This is a genomic window from Paenibacillus sp. FSL E2-0178 (assembly GCF_038593005.1).
Taxonomy (GTDB): Bacteria; Bacillota; Bacilli; order Paenibacillales; family Paenibacillaceae; genus Paenibacillus_AQ; species Paenibacillus_AQ phytohabitans.
Genome location: NZ_CP151953.1, coordinates 1,922,726 through 1,941,721 on the forward strand (window position 1 = coordinate 1,922,726; position 18,996 = coordinate 1,941,721).

The window sequence follows — 18,996 nt, forward strand, 5'->3', positions numbered from 1 at the left end:
TAGGCGGTACGGGCACATTCTTGTTATTGCTTGGCTGTAATCAATTGATCAAGTCTGATAGCAATGGCTGCCGCCTGTTCACGCGTAAGCGGACTGGACGGATTCACCTTGTTGCCTTCCCCAAGGATAATGCCGTTCTTGATGCTCAATGCTACTGCTTGTCTTGCCCATGCGGGAACTTTATCTTTATCGGTGAAACCAGCCAGAATTGCTGTTACTTCTGCATCACTGATCTCACTGCCTGGGCTGACAAGGGTGAGCAGTCTGCCCAGCATCGTCATGGCTTCCATTCGTGTCAGCGTACCCTGAGGCGCATACTTGCCGCCTTCGAATCCGGTGACAATACCCAGCTGTGCAGCTATGGAGACGCTGCGGTTATACCAGCTGCTGCTGCCGACATCACTGAAGCCTGCAGAAGGTGCCTGCTTGTTCATCAGACCTGCGACGCGCAGCAGAATCGTTGGATACTCTGCTCGGGTCACTTTGCCGGTCGGATCAAAGGTATCTGCAGATTTGCCTAATACGAACAGCTTGGCGGAGGCTGCTGCAATACCGTCCTTGCCCCAGCCTGCAGGCATATCCTTGAAGGTCTTCTGATTGCGGATGAAGTAGAGGCTGCCTTCTCCGGTCAGTTGCACATTCACTGCCGTACCGCTGCTGTCCAGTTTCCATGGCACAGTAGTCCAGTTACCGGCTGCATCCTTCAGCACAATTGCTGTAATTTCGTTTGCTGCAAGCGGCGAAGGAATGGCAATCTTGGCTGCAAGTGCCGGTGTCCAGCTGCCTGCTGGCAGGTTAGCCGTTACCGTAACACCCTGTCCTGCGGCCATAAGCGTGAAGCCCTGCTGATCGGCTATGGTCTTCATGGCCTGCTGATCTGCAGTGCTGTTCTGGCCAATGCCCACCACAAGCTCACCATTTAATGCGGTAAGATTCTCAGGTTCAAGAACCAAACGACCCATCGGCACCTCGATAATCACTTTCTTCTTCGCTGCAACGGCCTGCTTCACAACATTCTGATCTACATGGATACTGAATGCTTTTGCAGCCGGATCTGCGGAACTAACCGTGAGATCGCTGCCCGCTGCGGCTTCTTTATCGGTAATCCGGATTACCGCTGTAAGCCCATTCCATTCTGTGACAACCGGCTGTCCGTTAACAGTTACTTGTGCGGCTGTATCTGGTGCTTGCTCTTCTACTACGCCTGGTGTGGCAGCTCCGCCACCACCACCGCCGCCACTGCCACCGCCTGTTCCAGCACCGCTGCTGGACCATACAGTTGCTGTAACCTGACCCGCTGCCTTAACCAGCTTATCGGTAGATGTCCGCTTAGCGAGCACGATTACATCACCGTAAGAAGCGCTGATTATACCGTCCAGCGGAAGGAGCGGCCAAGAGCTGACATTATCATCGAAGGCCGGCAGCACGGCGCCGGAACGATAAACCTTATACGCAATCTGCTGTCCGGTCATATCCCCGGAGGAAGTAATGGTGATCTTGGTTCGGCTGCTGTCTGCATAAATATAAGAAGTGCTGGCTTGAATTGCACCAAGCTTCTCTGGTTTCGGTACGGCTACTGTGGCCGCAACCATGCCTTTGAGCGTTACACCCTCGGACACCTTATACTCTGCTTCAATTAAGCTGGAGCCTGTGGCAAGCGCCGTAACACTGCCTTCTGCTGACAAGGACACTGCATCGCCTACGGCGACTGTATAAGTCAATTTCTGCAGATCCTTATCTGCAATTGGCTCATCCTTGAATTTCGGCTTGCCGGTATTCTCGTCCTGTCCATCCGAGACCTTGAGATAAGCCTGAACTTTGCCTGTTTGCCCTGGCTCCAGGTCCTTTTCCATTCCCTTCAAAACCAGTGCTACAGGAACCTTGTAACCAGCGTTCGTGATATCCACAACCGCTGTGTTCAGATTCTTTGCCTCATCGGAGGCAACAATGTTAAGTGCCACGGAAGGCTCATCGGATTTGATCTCCACAGTTCCATTAAAGTCCCCCGTCAGCGGGTCCACCTTAAGGGTAGTAGGAATCTCCACTTCCTTGTATTTGCCATCCGGCTGCAATTGGTTCACTGTATATTTCGCTGTCAGCACAGTTCCTGTTGTTGTAGTTCCTGCTACATGAACAGCGCCGTTTGCGGTACGTTCACCCGTTACCGGCTGATCAAGATACAAGACTGGAGCGATCGTATCTACAGTCATATACAGCATCGTGACCGAAATATCCTTGGTCGTCATGTTTCTGGCTCTCAGTTCAAGAGCGAACGGCCCGTCTGTCTGGAACTGGTCGAGATTCAGAACGCCTTGGCTTCCGCCGCCGGCCTTGTTCGTCAAAGCTACCGACCCGATGGACTTCTCAGCATTAAAGACCTCCACCGTCACATTGGACTGGTCTGAAGTGAGCGTCAGCTTCTGCTTCGTTTCACTGGTCAGCAGGTTAATGTAATTTCCGGTATCCTGCACGGTACCAGATCCGCTTGCCACAGTAAGCTTCGGCAGGCTTGGAACCGGCAGCAGCTTCTTGCTGCTGTTCTGGTGCTCAGCATAGTGATAGTTCTGATTCTTGTCCGCATCTTCAGTTGGAACTGTTGCTGCAGTGACACCGACAACATACTCCGTTCCAACTTCCAGACCGGTATACTTCACCTTGGTCACATCCGTAACCGTTCCTTCCAGGCTGGTCGTATTCACTTCATCCGAAGTGGATAGGGCCTTCCAGCCTCCGATCAGAATACCTTCATATTTACCGGTTGCTGCATTCCAGTAAGGCTGAAGTTCTTCTTCGGTGTACAAAATTTCGCCAAATGGAGAATAAGTCTCCAGCTTGCCGTTCACTTGGACCTGAGCATCAATGACGAAGCTATGCTCGTAAGCGTTATGTCCCGCTTTTTTGGCTCCCGGCTTGAAGGAGAGTGAGAACAATCCGTTACCGGCAGGTACAACCGAGACATCACTGACAACCTGCGGTGCGAGCGGATCAATGAGCTCGAATCGCTGCGGTGAAGTCTTCGTGCCGAAGGTAGCGCTGGATTTCAGCTCGGCCCGCAGATAATAATTGCCTTGTCTGAGCAGCCCGCGGATATCCTCGGGATTGCCCATCAGCGTTACATTCGTTACATCAATTACTGTACTGCCGCTGGTTATGCCACCACTGACAGAACCGCCGGCACCAACCGGCACATCTTTGGCAATCAGCATCCCCGGATCTCCCGGTGACAGCACCTCTTGCCCTTCCACGATAGTCTTTTCAGTGGTTACCGCATCTTCAGCCAAGTACAGATTCACTGTATCTCCTTCTGCTGCGTTGGCTACTTTCCAGGATGCCGTGAATTTATTGACATTCGAGCTATCCTTAGCGAGATTTACTTCGCTGAGCTGAGGCAGGGTTGGAACATTCATCAGCTTGGTTTCTACAGCCGAGACTGCAGTAAGCGTCCAGGTTCCGCCTTTCTTAGCTTCATTCTCAGGGATAATAATGTAAGCTCTGCGGATATCCACTTCAGCATTAAGCTTGGATGGATCCGGTGATACATCACTTGCAGGAATATATTGTGTAAAAGCATTAGCTTTAGGATTAGGCTTGTCCGGATTAGCAAAGGTTTCGAATACCACCGGGTAATCCTTGCCCGCTGCATCCTGCAGCTTAAATTCCGGCATATCCTTACTGCTGTATTCCATTTCGATAATGGCATTACCGGTTGCAGCCCCCATAGGAATCTCATGGATTCTGCCGCCGTTCTTGACCGCAATGCCGCCTACGCCGACATTAACCGATCCGTTCTCAACAATTTTCACACCTTCTGCTACTTCACGGTAGATAATCTCCTGATTCTCTTCCTCAGCAGCAGGGGCGGCCGAAGTGGCAAGAGTCTCTACACCTTCACCAATAACCATTAGGCGCGGTCCATTATCGGGATCATCCACTACGAGATGAATCATACCTTCCGGCAGCTGATCGCTTGATGTACCGAACTCTATGCCTCCGCTCCAGTAGTAGGTAATACCCAGCGAGATGAAGAGAATGCCGATACTGCCCCATACCTTATCATTGTTGACCCCGAGGAACATACTGGACAGCGGCATTCCACCGACAACCGGTACACTATTCGGGATCTGTACTTTGGAGCCGATATAGCCTTCAAAGTCAGTGCGGTTCTTCTCCAGATTCTGTCCGACGAAGATTCCCGCCTTACCGATGATGATATCCCAGCCGCCGATATCCATAGCTGCCTCTACCCGCACGAACCATGGAGTCACCCATTGCGCTTCAAGCAGCGCTTTGGTGAGCATTGGAAGCCGGTCATCCTTCTCAGCTTCTGCGTCTGCGGAGAAGTCAAGCCGTCCTTCCACCTTGAGGCCGGTACGCTTCACCGTCAGGTCAACATCCCCGAAGAAGTACGCCGGGGCAATCCCGAACCGCATGCCTACGCCAGCTTCAATCGTCAGCGGGAACGGGTCCTGCGCCGTACCGCCGGCAATGGTATCCGCCAGCTCGCGCACTGCACCGCGTACAGCGGTCAGATAGGTTGCACCGGTGACAATAATACCCGGAGCCGGCAATTCAGCCCCAAAGGCGATTACATCCGGAAGAATCCGGCCGTCTTTTACCTTTTTGAGCGAGAATTCAATCTCCACACCCAGCATGTTCTTCAGCTGTGCCGCGAACTCCAGGCCATATTCATTACCAACTCCGCCGCCCTGCACGGCATGCTTGATGGTAACCTTGCCGCTGGGAGCATCCGGACCTTTCTTCTTATCCGCGTCTTTCTTCTTATCCGGTCCGAACAAGCCCATCTCCTGATTCAGATCGAAGCCGAGTGAGGCATCTACGCCATAGAAGCCTGCGCTGTTGAATATGACATTCTTAATTTCTGAGTTAATGATCTTCAGGGACAATGAGCCGCCGAAGGAAATCCCATTCTCTCTCAGAATGAAATCATTGAAGGAGAAGCCAAAGCCGTCAATCGCGAAGCTTGGAGCCCCAAACAAGGACTGCTTGTTGAAGTACACATCCCCGATCATGACCTGGCGCAGCGGATTCAGTCTGTCGCCCACACCGCCGATAGCCCATTTCAGACTGCCGTTCTGGCTGTCGTCTTCCGGATTACCGTCATTTCCTTTATCTTCCTTACTGCCTTCTTCCTCTTCATCGTCATCCTCTGGCGTCTCCACCTTGGACGGATTGTAGTTCTCATCTCCAAGGGATTTGGAGAAGCCGTTGAAGAAATCAAGCGTCCATTCACCTTTATGGAAGACGAAGCCGCTGCTCGCTACACTGAGCGTTCCGTCACCCTTGATGAACAAGGTATCCAGGAAGGGAAGATCGCCCGGAAGGCTGTTTCCGAAGATGTCCAGCTTGCCGCGTACAAAAGCCAGATCCTTGCCTGTATAGGCAACAGCATCATTAATAATTGCCGGTTCTGTCTTGGTATCCACGATGACCTGCTCTTCATCACCCGTGCCGACCTGCTTGATCATTCCGCGGACCGTAACCAGAACCTCACGGTCGAATTCCGGGTCCTCGGATTCTGCTTCTTCCTGGAAGGCTTCAAAGTCCTCTTCTGTTGCAAACAATTTGTAGGCATACATCGGAGTCTCTTTGAGCGCTTCATCATCCATGAATTCACTGATATCAAATTCAGGATCAACCGCCTTGCTGGCTGCTCCGAACAAGGCCTTGGTCTTCTTATACTCGGTGACAGCAGAGTACAGGAACGAGCCGTTCTTAAATGGCTCACCAGGGAACAGCGAGTTCAGCTGATCCAGCAAGTCATCCTTTACAGAGGCGCCGTTCGCGAGGCCGCTGATATCCACAGCTTCCCTGTACACAGCCATAACTCCGGCTTCACGGATCCGCGTCTCATCATTATCTGTAACCAGGAAGGATTGAGGGGTAGTAATATCGTAAAGGGCTGCTACTTCCTCGTCGCCTCCCGCATCGCCTTTATAGTCGATCTCCACTGCGTATTCACCCAGCGGCAGCTCAGGTCCCAGTCCGGATTCCAGCACATTGCCGCCTTCATCAACCCGTTCCCCGCCGCGGTAAGTAATCCGCATGGCACCTGAGAAACCATCGTCTGTAGGCTGCATAACCACTGCATCCTGCACATTCACCTTGTACCGGCTTCCGGATACCAGATCCTTGAGGTACAGGTCAAAGTTCGGTGCTGTGGTTGCATTGCCCGTATTATAGGCTTCAATGTTCGACAGATTCACAGTCAGATATTTCACATCTGAGCTATACAGCTCTGCCGGTGACAGAGCGTATGAATACGTAGCCGTTGCTTCGCCTACCGGCGGCAGCAGAATGAAGTTTGTACGGCTCGACTCATACTGGGCTTTGATGCCTTCATCCTCAATGCCCTCAATCTTGCCCTGTGTTTCCGGGCTTCTCGCGGAAATCATGTAATCCCGCGTTACCGGCCAAGGTCTGCCTTTAGCCTGAACACGGAAAGTCGCAGTGATGGCATCACCCGGCTTGTACTTCGGCTCAATTCCCAATGCAGCTTCCTCAGGAGAGGCTGACTTTTTGAATTCCAGCATTTTGCTGCGGTCATTCTCCAGGACTGGCTTGCCATTTGCGTCCAGGACGTCTTTGCCGCTCTCATCCTGCCTGACGAAGCTGAGACCGCTCTCCAGCGTCATCTCCACTTCGATCTTGGAGTGCTCCATATTGTAGGCTTGCAGATTCTCAACCTCGGCTGTGATCGTGAAGACTCCGTTATCCACATACTTCGACGGAACCGTCTCCCCTTGTTCCAGCGCAGCCGTAGCCAGCTGTTGAACCTGGTCTACATAGCGGATCGAGAACACTTTATCCGGAGCAGTTATTTCTCCAAGTCCATAGACAGTTTCGAAGCTCTGGAAGCCTCCGGCTGCCACTTTATCCGGGTTCCAATAGAAGGCAACGGCGGAGTCCGCCGTGCCGTAATCATTGGTGTCTCTGGTGAAGTCCAGGTTGGGATGTACTTCATAATCCCATTTCGTATTCGCCAGGCCGTTCCAGTGACCGACAATCATTTCATCCACAATATTAATGTTCTGTTCGGCAAAGTTATTGAAGCCATAGGCAACGACATTGGTTGCCTGGGGATTAGTCAAATCCAGCTTGTCGCGCATTACCCAGTAAGAAGGAATCTTGAAGTAAGCTCTGTCCTCTTCAGGGATTCCGGCATTATCCTCCGGATTATGCACCAGCTTCCGCTCTACCTGCAGCGGTGACTTGTAAGCTGTTCCAATCTGGAACTGCGGCCCGTCGTTGCCGCCGACCATCGTATCCAGCAGGATCCGGCTTCCGATCTCTACCTGCGCATTGCTCCGGTTATTCACTTCATAGCGGATGTTGACATTTCCGGAATTGACAGCATCCTTGCTGTCGGTGTAGAGCATCAGAATCTGCTTAATCTCTACGCCTTTAATCTTCCAGATCATCTCCAGCTGCTTCGTGCCATTAGAATTCTCTACCACCTTGGGTGTAGTAGTCTCTGAATAATGACTGTTGTCAAACTTGTACTTATTCCCGTAAATATAATCAGTTCCGTCAATCCGGAACGTCGTGAACGACGTTTCCGGATCATCTCCCTGGAACAGCAAGTTTACGTTGTTGTCATTCTTGCGGATGGGCTGGCCATCCACGGTCCGAATCCCGTAGCGTCCGGTTTCATTATCCACAGTAACCTTAATAAAGTTATTCTCTACAACAGTTGTCTTTGTACTGCTGGCCGCCTCCACAAGCGCATGAAAGCTCTCGGAGGTGGACAGAAATACCATGATTATTGTGAGCATGAGCGCGGTAGCGCGTTTGAGCAGCTTCACCATGTATTCCCCCTGTTTATCTTTCATTTATTTCATGTTGCCAATAAAGAAGGTGGCAAACTCGCGGTCCCGCTCCTGTGTTCTCACGACAATCGTGTACCAGCCTGTTTTCGGGAAGGTGACTTTAAATTGACTGCTCACGAGTTCGTCATAAGTCAGCTTCTGCTTCACCAGCTTCAGCTGTCCTTCGCGGTACAAACCAGGGTAATACAGAATATCAAATGTTCCTGCCTGATTGACCTTGTCTACTCCGGCTACCTTCATAATGTTGTAGCCTGATACCTTAAAGGTAAGTGTATTGGTATTGAACAGTGCAGACTCGCCGGAGGATGCCGAGATTAAGGTATCGTTACCGAAGATCAGCAGTCCGCCATCCTTCACGACCACCACATCCTGATATACAACCGTCTCATTCCCTACCTGGTCAACCGCCGTATAAGCTACACGCTGGCGTCCAAGCTTGCTCAGATCCAGCCCGCTGACCGATACCTTCACATCCGCTGCTTCCGATACATTATCGGAAACTGTGAAGCCGCCGAGATCTGCGCGGAAGTTAAAGTCCTTCTTGTTCTGGACAATACCTGCTGTTTCGTTATTCAGTGTCAGCTCAGGCGGTGTGTTATCAAGACCCGCTATGGTAACCGGAACCTTGTTCACATTGCCCAGAAGATCCGAGATGGCGACTACCGCTGACCCGCTGCTCTCAAAGGCACGTGAGTAGCTGAACGTTCCATCAGCTTTACTGATCTGATTCGAATACGCCGCTCCGCCCTCAATAGGTCTTACTCCGAAGAACATTTTATTAGGTGCTGTGACGCTGCCGCTAATCGTAACCTTCACTTTACCCTTGGCATATTTCTGTCCGCCGATCGTAACAATCTGATCGGCCGGAACCGCTTTGCCTTCCGCATCTACAAAGGTGTAGGCAATTTTATCAGCTTCAGGCGGTGCGGAGAGAATATTCGTAACCTTCTCTTTAATGACTGTCGTATTGCCGTACTCATCTACAACTGTGAAGGAGGCTGTTCCATTCTCAGTCAGTGTAATGCTCTTGGCCTGACTGATAATGTTAATAGCTTTAGCCGAGGCATCTGCCTTCTCAACCGTTACTGTAGTGCCGGTGGAGAATAGTACATTGCCGTTATTATCCTTCACGGTATTGAAGGTGCTGCTGCCGTTCAGGCCATATTGGTAGGAACGGACCACTTTCACCTTCGGAGCTTCTTTGTTAATGTTCTTTACCGTGGCTTCGACGGTATTTGTATTCCCGGCCGCGTCCTTAATCTCAAAGACGAAGGTGCCATTTTCCTTGAAGGTGTAGGCATTTTTGCCGCCATTGTTCGTAATCGTTACAGGCTCAGAGGTGCTCTGAAGATAAGCAACCACATTACCGTTCGTACGCTCCATGTTCGAGTATTCAACTGTTCCCTCTGGAGGCGTACCGTCAATATTCTTCACAACCAGATACAGGGTATCTGTCCGGTCCGGATCACCGAGATCGGTCAGATCGAAGCTGTAATAGCCATTCTCATAGATCTTGAATGAGTTTCCGGTCCGCACAGGCACCGAAGGGTTAATCTTCGAAGGCATCACGCGGATACCCGGCGGAAGCGTGAACTCAATATCTGCCCCAACCGTGGCATTTACCGGACTGTTCACGCTGAGCGTTGCAAGCGCATAGACGGGCTGTTCGGTTGTAGAAGCGCCTTCGATATCAAGCTTGGCCGCTTCACTGATCAACCCGCCCGGTGTTCTGTACTTGACCCACACCTGCAGCTGTGTCGGATCACCAGTCGGAACCTTCACGGCTACGAAGTTGGTATAAGGCTTCCAGTTGATCCAACTTGCACCGTTATCAGGTGATACCGAATATTCATATCCCGTTTTGTCCTCTGTCTCGAGGCTCAGCTTCACAATCGCTGTGTATCCATCCTTTGCATCACCGGACAGATAGATAAGGGAAGACTTCGCATCGGATACAGGTGCCTCCGGTTTGGAAGATGCTGATACCTTGAAGGTTCCTCCGCTTGCCGTCACAGAGCTGTTGCCTGCCCCGTCAACCGCGAGTACATATAACCGGTATTCAGCAATTTGTCCCGCGTCCAGCGATTTGTCGTCTATGGACACCGAACCGCCTGCCGGAACGTCCTTCCATTCTGTAGAAGACTCTGTAGGTACTTCTGCACCTGTTTCTTGTTTGACCCATTTATATTTGCTGACAAGTCTTGTTTTGCTATAGAATTCCGACACGCTGATCCGCGTTTTCTGCTGCGGCAACGGGTAAGCAATAGCATCAGGGCTGAAATACACCACCGGTGCTTCATTGTCAAAATAATAAGCTTTCGAATAGTAATACGTTCTGTCGCTGTGCTTCACCATAAGATGAATGTATTGCGTTCCGTTCAGTTCAGATTTAGCCGGAATGACATAGCTATAGGTGGCTTCACTTACAGAAGCATTAAGTCCCGTCGCTGCCAGCTTGGAATCCGTGTTATCTTCTGTTGCTTCTGCTGCCGGTTCAGTGGCGCCTGCTGAAGCAGCAGGTGCAGTTGCCGGCTCGGCACCGCTCTCTGGTGCCGCCAGTGGGGTCAGTTCAGGCTGAACCGGTCCTTCGGACAGGAGCTTAAGAATAGCCACCGGTCCGATGTTTGCCGTAACTTCCGGTTCTGCCGGAGCATTCGGCTCTGCTGGAGCTTCAGGCTGAGTAGCCTCTTCCCCGCTGTCTAAGGAATTGTCCACGGACAGAGGTTGTATTAGCTCCGTACTTGCTTCAAGGCCTGTATATTCATTGTCGGACTCAGGATGAATGGAGCTGCTGCTGAAGGCATAGCCCACATAATCCGGGGTCACTCCGCTGATCTGGAACATAACATCATGACTCCGAACGTAGTCAGGATTAGCTTCCGGTGTGAACTGCGTCGGAATCGTAGCCTCTGAACTCACAACAACCGCCTTTTCCTGCGGTGTCTTGACCGTTTCGTTGCCCGCATTATCGAGTGCCTTCAGATAGAGCCAGTAAGCGCCATCCTCATCAATATCCTCATAGGTAGACCGGGTTACAGTAGTCCCGGAGTATGATGTATCGGCCCACTTGATCTCCTGCGGTGAATCCCCGTCCTTCACCCATTGATACTGCACGCTCTTGACTCCGCTATGCGGGTCCTTCACAAGAGCTTGCACAGTGGTGCTGTCCTCTGCGGCCATTGTAATGGCTGGTCCCTGGTTGTCCAGCTTCAGGATACCTACTTCATGGGTCCAGTTGGAATCATCCTGTTTGAAATCGTCAACCTTCCAGACACTCAGGTCGCCGTATTGTCCAACAGCGGCCAGCGCCTGATTGTCAGCATAGAAGATTTTATCTGCCTTTGAACCCGGTGCTTCTGCAATCCAGGCATCATACTGCGCCTGATGGCTCGCCACATAAGCTTTTTTCTTCTCGTACTGCATCAGTTCTCTGGCCGAATCCCAGGTCATATCCGCTGTCCAGGTATGCAGATACCATTCACCGCTGTTTCCGGCCTCGAACGCTTCAGGCGGAGGAGAGAGCAGGTTGGTCTTGTTATTCACTACAGACAGCTGCACATTCTCGAATTCTCCAGGATACAGCTCTTCCGAAGGCTGTTTGGCGGATAGCGCGTAACGCTTGAGTGCCGCGTTATTGTCTCCGGCTACAGAAGCAAACGGATCCGCTTTATCCTGACTCCACCAGTAGTAGACAAGTCCAACGGAAGGCGATGCTTCCGCACTCATATTCGAAGGCCGGTAGATTCCACGGCTCGGCCGTTCTGCACCACGGTCTGCTTCAGTCGGATCAAGGTGGGGTACTTTAATCGAAGGATCATTGGCATCGATCGTTACCTTACCTTTTTTCGAATAGGCTGTATCACTCGCGCCCTGTGCCTCGAACCGGTACCCGATAATCGGCTTTGTATTGTCGATGAACAGGTTCGCCCAGTCAATCTTGGAGTTGGCGAGCGAGAAGTCACCGCCATCAATATTAGGAATCTTCTCTTCATGTATTCCATCGAAGTTAGCGGGCTGAATCATCAGGTTGCCTGCGTAATCCTGGATAACATCCGTATCCATATTGATAGGCAAGCTGCCGCCCTTGGCATCATTAGATACGGCGATGGCCTTGAGCAACGGTGTTTCCACAGTTAGTCCGTCAGGCACTGTCATACGGAAGCTCCAATTTCTTGTATTCTTGCCTGCAACATAATAAGCTTTCATTCCGTTATTGAATAGGATGAAGGTTTTCTTCTCATCCCAGCCGGTTTTGGCAATTGCCTCTTCCGTCATCTGCAGGGTGAAGTCAATAACATCTCCCTTATTCAGCGTCACACCAGTCAGAATCTCCGGTTGAATGCCGTTAGCAGTCTTGGAATACTTCGGTCGCACTGCATCCACGATGACGCGAAAGCCGCCCCGATCGAAATCAAACGGGTTCCCGCTTTTATTATTCAGCCAGGCATTGCTGCCGCTGCTCGGTACAGTGTTGAGATTTACAACTGCTTTATTCCCCGCCGCATCACTGAGCACGGCTTCTTTCAATTTATTATCCAGCGACAGATCCATTTGCGCCCCGCCGGTGGTTCCCCCGGTAATTAGCGGTCTCAGAGGAAGATTACTGCTGTTATGAAAAGGAACTCCTGTATATTTGTAGGAAATTTTCTTTTGGTAGGAAGTTAAAGTATCCCTAGTAAAGCTTGTATTCTGCAGATACTGCTGCTGTCCGGCTGCCGGAAGTCCGGTGTCCGGATCATTAATGAACAGTTTGTGCCGCAGGAAGTAGTCAGAGTTATCTTTCACTACCGTAGTCGGTCTGACCGGCTCACTGAAATTGTAGCTGAGCGTGATGTTCTCATCTCTTTTTACATACAGCTCTTTCTGATTAATATTCTCGTTCAGCCGTTCAGCACCGTTGCCAGTGAATGTATAGTTATCGATGACCGGACGCTTGAGATCCTGGAACTTGAGGTAGAACCCGCGCACACCCGCTGCTTCACCGTCGTCATCGCCTTCGCCCCAGACCTCAATGGTAATAACAGAATTAGGTTTGATGATGGCCTTGGCCGACTTGTTATACCGCTGGCTGCTGCCTGTTCGTTCATTGATAATATTTTTTCCGTCAATGTTTACGGTAATGGACGAATGACGGGTCCATAAGAACCCGGAGTGACGCCGTAGCACGGCAAACCCTGTAAGCATCTCGGCATGTCCGCTCTCCGCCATATTCCTTAGAATGGTATTGTCGGCTACATTCACCTGGAATTTAACCGTTGCTTCATTATCATCGACACCGGCAAAGATATCTCCTTTGGCCCAATCGTATTTGGCATCCTTGTCTTCCTCTGTCTGCTTGAAGCCTTCCACCTTGGTATAAAAGTTGAGAAAAGTATTGTCCGCAGCGTAGCTTAGATTGCCGACATGTTGTCCGTTCGCAAACGTTACCTCAAAATCATCACCCGCAGCTTCTGCCAGGCCACTAAAGGAACCGGGTATTAACGACAACAACATGCTGAGAATCAAACTTAACGAGGTATATTTCTTCAATCTCCTGCTCATTAACAATGTGATGCTCCCCCTTATTCGTTCATCATTTCCTGTCCGGCGTGTAGCAAGATTCGCTGCAGTTTCTATTAGCTCCCTTAGCTCCCGCATTCTCCTTTCGCTTGCCTTCCCGCGGACCAAAAACAATTAAATTCTTATTACTGCAATTATCATATCTGCGATCCATTCTATCAGGCCGCTCTAAACAAACTCTTAACAATTCTCGACAAAAGTCGTTTCAAATGGTCCTGAATAGGGTAAATGTCCCGAAAATATGAAAAAAGTCGCGTTTTCTTTAAAAAAAATGTCTAAAAACAGTAGGGTAAGACGAGGGATTACTCCCTCGGACTCCCCGTCAAACCGTGCATGCAGATTTCCCGCACACGGCTTTCCTTCGTCAGTTCCCCATCTTCAGGAGTGAGTTTCCTTCATCCATCGCCGGATTGCCTATTTCACTCCTGAATTAGGAACGCGTGGTGAGTAAGCTTGTTAGAAATACCATTCCCGCTGCTTCCAGTTCCTTATTTGGAATCAACCGGTTTGACTCCGTAGATTTCTTTTTGCGCCTGAAGGCTCGCACCCTCATCCGCGTCCATTTATCCAGACGTTCAAACTTTTTCTTTACATCTCCTATCCCAAAATAGTTTCCAAATCCTCGGATGATTTCGTTTAGCTTCTTGAGCATTCCCTCCAGGTTGGTTCCTTGCTGCCTTCGGGTCGCGTTTCGGATTTGTTCCTTATATTTCTTCATTTTCGCTTCCGGCAAGCTCACATAGTTCCTCCTGAAGTCAAATCCCAGAAAACGAAATCCTTCTTTAAAATCCACCACTTTGGTTTTCTCCGGGTGCATCCGCAGCCCTAGGTCCTCTTCCAGGATCTTCTTTGCTGCCAGATATGCCTCTTTTGCCTTCTCCTTACTCTTGCATAGGATCACAGCATCGTCTGCATATCTGACAACGGCAAATCCCTGCTCCTTCATTCCCCAGTCAAACGTATTCAGATAGATATTTGCCAGCAGCGGCGAGATAACCCCGCCCTGTGGAGACCCGATTTCCGTTTCATGGAACTGATCATCTTCCATGATTCCCGCCGTTAGCCATCCGCGAATGAGCGTCAGCACTTTTCCGTCGGTGATCCGCTCTCCTACCTTCTCCATGAGTCCTTCGTGGGGAATTTCATCGAAGAAAGATACAATATCCAGGTCCACTACATATTCATATCCGTTACGTTTGGCCCGCCGGATCGTGTGTATGGCTTGATGCGCCGAGTATCCTGCCCGAAACCCAAAACTATAGTAGTAAAAGTCCTCTTCAAAGATAGGCTCAATGATTTGGCGTACCGCTTGCTGACATACCCGATCCCGGATCGTGGGAATGCCTAACGGCCTTAACTTCCCATTCTCCTTCTCGATGTAATGCCGCCTCACGGGATCTGGAACGTAACGCCCCTGCTGCAATAACCTTTGGAGTTCTCTTAGGTTCATGCTCACATTCTTCTCGTACATTAGGGTGCTGACGCCATCCACACCGCCACTTCCTTGATTCTTCTTTACCGATAGCCAGGCTTCGTGCAGATTGTTCATTTGGTAAACCTTATCGATTAAGGAATAATAACGTCTTTTCGGTTTCATTGGTGTTTCACCACCTTTACCGCTACTCACCAAGCTGGTCTTGTTTCCGCTACATAGATCGATTCCTTGCTTATTCCATCCCGGCAACTGCGTGTTAGAAAAAAAAACTTTCAATCGCTCCTGCTGCCCTGGATGTACTCAGGTCGCCAGTTTGCCTCATCCCCAAGCGCTCTTTCGCTCTCGGCGGGACGTACCCCCTCGGTCAAACCCTCGCTGGTTTAAGACGTTTACGATCTCCACTCACGAACACTCACAGGCTTTGACGAAGCACGTTCCCTTCGCCTCTGTCTCTCCTCTTTTGGAGTGAGAGCAGGGTATGCGACACCACTTTTTTTTCTGGCTAATTGCCTTTCAAAAAAAAAAATCCAGGCGCATACTCATCCGGGTTTTCTCCTCCAGTCTGTTACCAGCTTTCATTGGCCCGGATTTACTCACTACTACGAAACGATCCGCCATCTCGCAATCCTTCGGCTTGGCTTTCCCTTTCGGTTATACCTCCCCTACCTTGTCCGCGTTTGCGTCAAGGAGACTACGAGACTTCCCTCAGTTATCTGCACCTTCTATTCCATCCATCCTGACCCTAATCACGTCGATGAGTTCTACAGGTCATTTCCCTTTGGTTGTTTTCCTGTAAAATATACGTTCTCGTATAGGCTTCCCCGTTTTTCGGGCGGGTCGCCCGACATCGCCGCCACCTCTGGTTCACTGCATTCCGGGCTGGACTTTGCCTGCAGGCCCTTCGGATTCTTCCTCACGGAAGACACCCTGCCTATCCGTGCAACCTTCGGTTGCCGGATATCTACTTCGGCTACGGCACTTTAAAGGGTAAAGTTACCGGGTGGATTTGAACCACCTAGATGGTGCGACTGTGAGGCGCACCAAAAAAAGCAGCCCCAGATGAACTGGTGCCGCTTCTTAACATCCCTATCTCTTATCAATCTCACAAACCATCCGCTAAAATAAAACCTTTACTTCCCTACTGGAGCCCGGCCAATCGCCGCGCCGACCTTATGTAGGATATTTGCCATGGAGGCAGCATCCTTCACATCATATTCGTCAATGTTCAGTCGCAGCACCGGGCAGGCGCTGAACTCGTTAATCCACTGGGAATACCGGTCATGCATATGCTCCCAGTAGGAGACATCCGTCTGAATCTCCATCTCGCGCCCGCGCTCATTGATCCGGGTCAGAATCGAAGGCAGGCTGCCTTCAATATAGATCAGCACGTCAGGATGCGGGAAATACGGCGTCATCACCATCGCCTCGTACAGGCTGGTGTAAGTTTCATAATCGGTTTTTGACATCGTGCCCTGATCGGCATGCATTTTGGCAAAAATCCCTGTGTCCTCGTAAATCGAACGATCCTGCACGAACCCTCCGCCCAACTCGAACATCTTCTTCTGCTCCTTGAAGCGTTCCGCGAGGAAATAGATCTGCAGGTGGAAGCTCCACCGCTCAAAGTCATGGTAGAACTTCTCCAGATACGGATTATGATCTACCTGCTCAAGTGACGTCTGGAACTGCAGGCGTTCCGCCAGTGCTGCGGTCAGTGTCGATTTGCCGACGCCCACCGTGCCGGCTACCGTGATAATTGCATTGTCCGGGATGTTGTATGAGTTCATTTCATAAGCTCCTTTAATTGTTCCGCGATTGCGGCGAAGTCTTCCGGGTTCTCTACAAAGTCGACCTTGTTGCCATCGATGGTAATAATGACCGTAGAGGGTTCGCGGCGGGCCAGTGAAGCCATCGCATCGTCATAATCTTCGATCAGCTGCTGCAGATAAGCAGGCGCAATGATCTCTTCGAACGTACGGGCGCGTTTGGCAATTCTGGCCAGCAGCGTATCCAGATCGGCACGAATGTAGAAGATGATATCCGGCTTCGGAAAATCATCAGTCAGGATATGATAGATCTCCCGGTATTTGTCCCGTTTCGATCCCTTCAATGTCCGTTCCCCGAAGATCAGATTCTTATAAATATGATAATCCGAAATGACCGGCTTACCTTTATCTATGTACTGGGTCGTAGTGTCTTCAAGCTGCTTAAACCGGTTGCAGAGAAAAAACATCTCCAGCTGGAAGCTCCAGTCGTCCATATTCTGATAGAACTTGTCCAGAAACGGATTTTCATCCACGATTTCTTTAATGACCGGAAGCTGCATTTCGCTGGCGAGCATCGTGGCGAGGGTTGTTTTACCGGCTCCAATTGGACCCTCCACGGCTATAAAAGGTGCATGTTTCATTAACGCTGATTTCCTCCTCAAATACGGACAATGCCGGGTACAGCTTATTAAATATCGGTGCACAAATCAAATTCCACAAAAAACAGACTAAATCATTGTAACACAGGAGGGCCGGCTATGAACGGTTAATTTTCAAAGAAACTTTCCGCCCTCATACAGCGTCTATATGGAAGGAAATATATTCTTTTATTTACCTATATCAGTAAAAATAACATTGAGGGTAGTGGGTGCTTTTATGAAAAAAAGAAATCTGCTTGTGAGCTTGATCATGGGTCTGACCGCAGTTCTGAGCATTGGTAATCCTGAGACGGGCTCAGCCGCAAGTGCTTCCGGGATCGCCTCTTATGGAGCCAATGATCTGATTAAGGATGATGGTTCCCTCTGGGTCTGGGGCGACACCAAATCTGTCCCTACACAGGTTCAGGGGTTAAGTGATGTACAAGCTTCTTTTCCCCTGTGGAACAGCGCACTGGTTACGGCCAGGGACGGCTCTGTCTGGAACTGGGAGACCAACGCCCGGACGTTGGAAATAGAAGTGACTCCGATCGCTGAATTAACGAATATGACGGACTTCTTAAGCCTGGAGAGCCGCCGAGTAGCAATCACCGGAGAAGGCAAGGTGTTTATTGCAGTGACGACACCTGACGGTGCGGAGACGACTTCTTTTTCACCAGTCCCCGGTATAGATCAAGTTGCTGCTGTCTCCGGATACAGCGAGAGTAACGGGCAAAGCTATTGGCGGCGTTTCCTGTTCTTGAAGACGGACGGTACAGTATGGACCACCTTTGACGAATTTGCCACCCTCACGCCTGTAGCTAGTCTGACGGACATCACCCAGCTTGAACAGAATTACGCACTCCGCAAGGACGGCAGCGTCTGGACCTGGCCTATCCAGAATTCTTATCAACCGGAGACTCTAGGCGATGCTTCTAAGCTTACAGCCACCCGCATGCCCGCCTTATCCAGCGTAAGTATTCTGCGCAACAACGGACGTACCCGGCTCGCCATTGACGGGCAATCCCGTTTATGGTTCTGGGGCTCAACGGTCACAGGATACTCCGATGGAACTACTTATGCGGATCAACCCGTTCCCGTCCTTTTCTCAGGAATCAGCAAGGTGACCGATGCTTACATCGTCGAACACTCTATTGTTGCGCTGACCTCAGACGGTAAGGTATATGCGGCTTCTACTGAAACGACCCGGATGTCCCCGGACGCTCCGTTCACTCTGCTCACTTCCGATGTTCAGTCCATGAAGGGCGGCGGAAGACATATTATTATGCAAAAGAAAGACGGCACCCTCTGGGGCTGGGGTGTGAACAAGAATGCTCAGCTCGGGTACGGCACCTATGAGTTCAGCTATAAAAACCCTGTCCCGATGCAAAAACCGATTTCTGTCACCCTGAACGGCGAATCTGTCGCCTTCACGAACGGGGTAATTACCCGGAACGGGCAGAATTTCATTCCGCTGCGCTCGTTGTTCAGCAAGATGGGGGCCACCGTCGGTTATTCTATGGATAAGATAGCGACCATTACCGGCACCGGGAAAGACAAATCGCCATTGACGATTGTGATTAATACCGTGAGTGGAGCCACAACAGTAAATGGTAAAAGCATTACACTGCTTACTCCGCCTTTTGTAGTCAATGGTGCCGTCTATCTGCCGCTGCGCTTCATCAGCGAACAGCTCGGGGCCACGGTTGAATGGCTGCCGCTGGAGAGCAGAATTGCAATAAGTCTGAAATAGGGGG

6 protein-coding genes are annotated in these 18,996 nt (G+C 50.5%); 1 reads left to right on the forward strand and 5 read right to left on the reverse strand.

The features are described from left to right. Positions 1 to 23: 23 nt before the first annotated feature. From MHI42_RS08800 to MHI42_RS08820, 5 genes are all read right to left on the reverse strand, one after another. Complete coding sequence (locus tag MHI42_RS08800; RefSeq protein ID WP_342423515.1) at positions 24 to 7,850, reverse strand: S-layer homology domain-containing protein; 7,827 nt, start codon at positions 7,848 to 7,850, stop codon at positions 24 to 26. Then, positions 7,851 to 13,388 (reverse strand): hypothetical protein, encoded by a 5,538-nt coding sequence (locus tag MHI42_RS08805; RefSeq protein ID WP_342423516.1) that lies wholly within the window; start codon positions 13,386 to 13,388, stop codon positions 7,851 to 7,853. Positions 13,389 to 13,836: 448 nt separating this feature from the next. Then, complete coding sequence (gene ltrA / locus MHI42_RS08810) at positions 13,837 to 15,003, reverse strand: group II intron reverse transcriptase/maturase (RefSeq protein WP_342421450.1); 1,167 nt, start codon at positions 15,001 to 15,003, stop codon at positions 13,837 to 13,839. 968 nt (positions 15,004 to 15,971) lie between these two features. Then, the gene (locus MHI42_RS08815; RefSeq protein WP_342423517.1) at positions 15,972 to 16,625 is read right to left on the reverse strand and encodes a deoxynucleoside kinase; all 654 of its coding nucleotides are present in this window, start codon (positions 16,623 to 16,625) and stop codon (positions 15,972 to 15,974) included. Further along, complete coding sequence (locus MHI42_RS08820) at positions 16,622 to 17,245, reverse strand: deoxynucleoside kinase (RefSeq protein WP_039303946.1); 624 nt, start codon at positions 17,243 to 17,245, stop codon at positions 16,622 to 16,624. Before MHI42_RS08820 ends, MHI42_RS08815 begins: the two co-directional genes overlap by 4 nt. 235 nt (positions 17,246 to 17,480) lie before the next feature. Here MHI42_RS08820 and MHI42_RS08825 point away from each other — a divergent pair, with 235 nt between their 5' ends. Next, a complete protein-coding gene (locus MHI42_RS08825) occupies positions 17,481 to 18,992 on the forward strand; it encodes a stalk domain-containing protein (RefSeq protein WP_342423518.1) in 1,512 nt (503 codons plus the stop codon). Positions 18,993 to 18,996 lie beyond the last annotated feature (4 nt).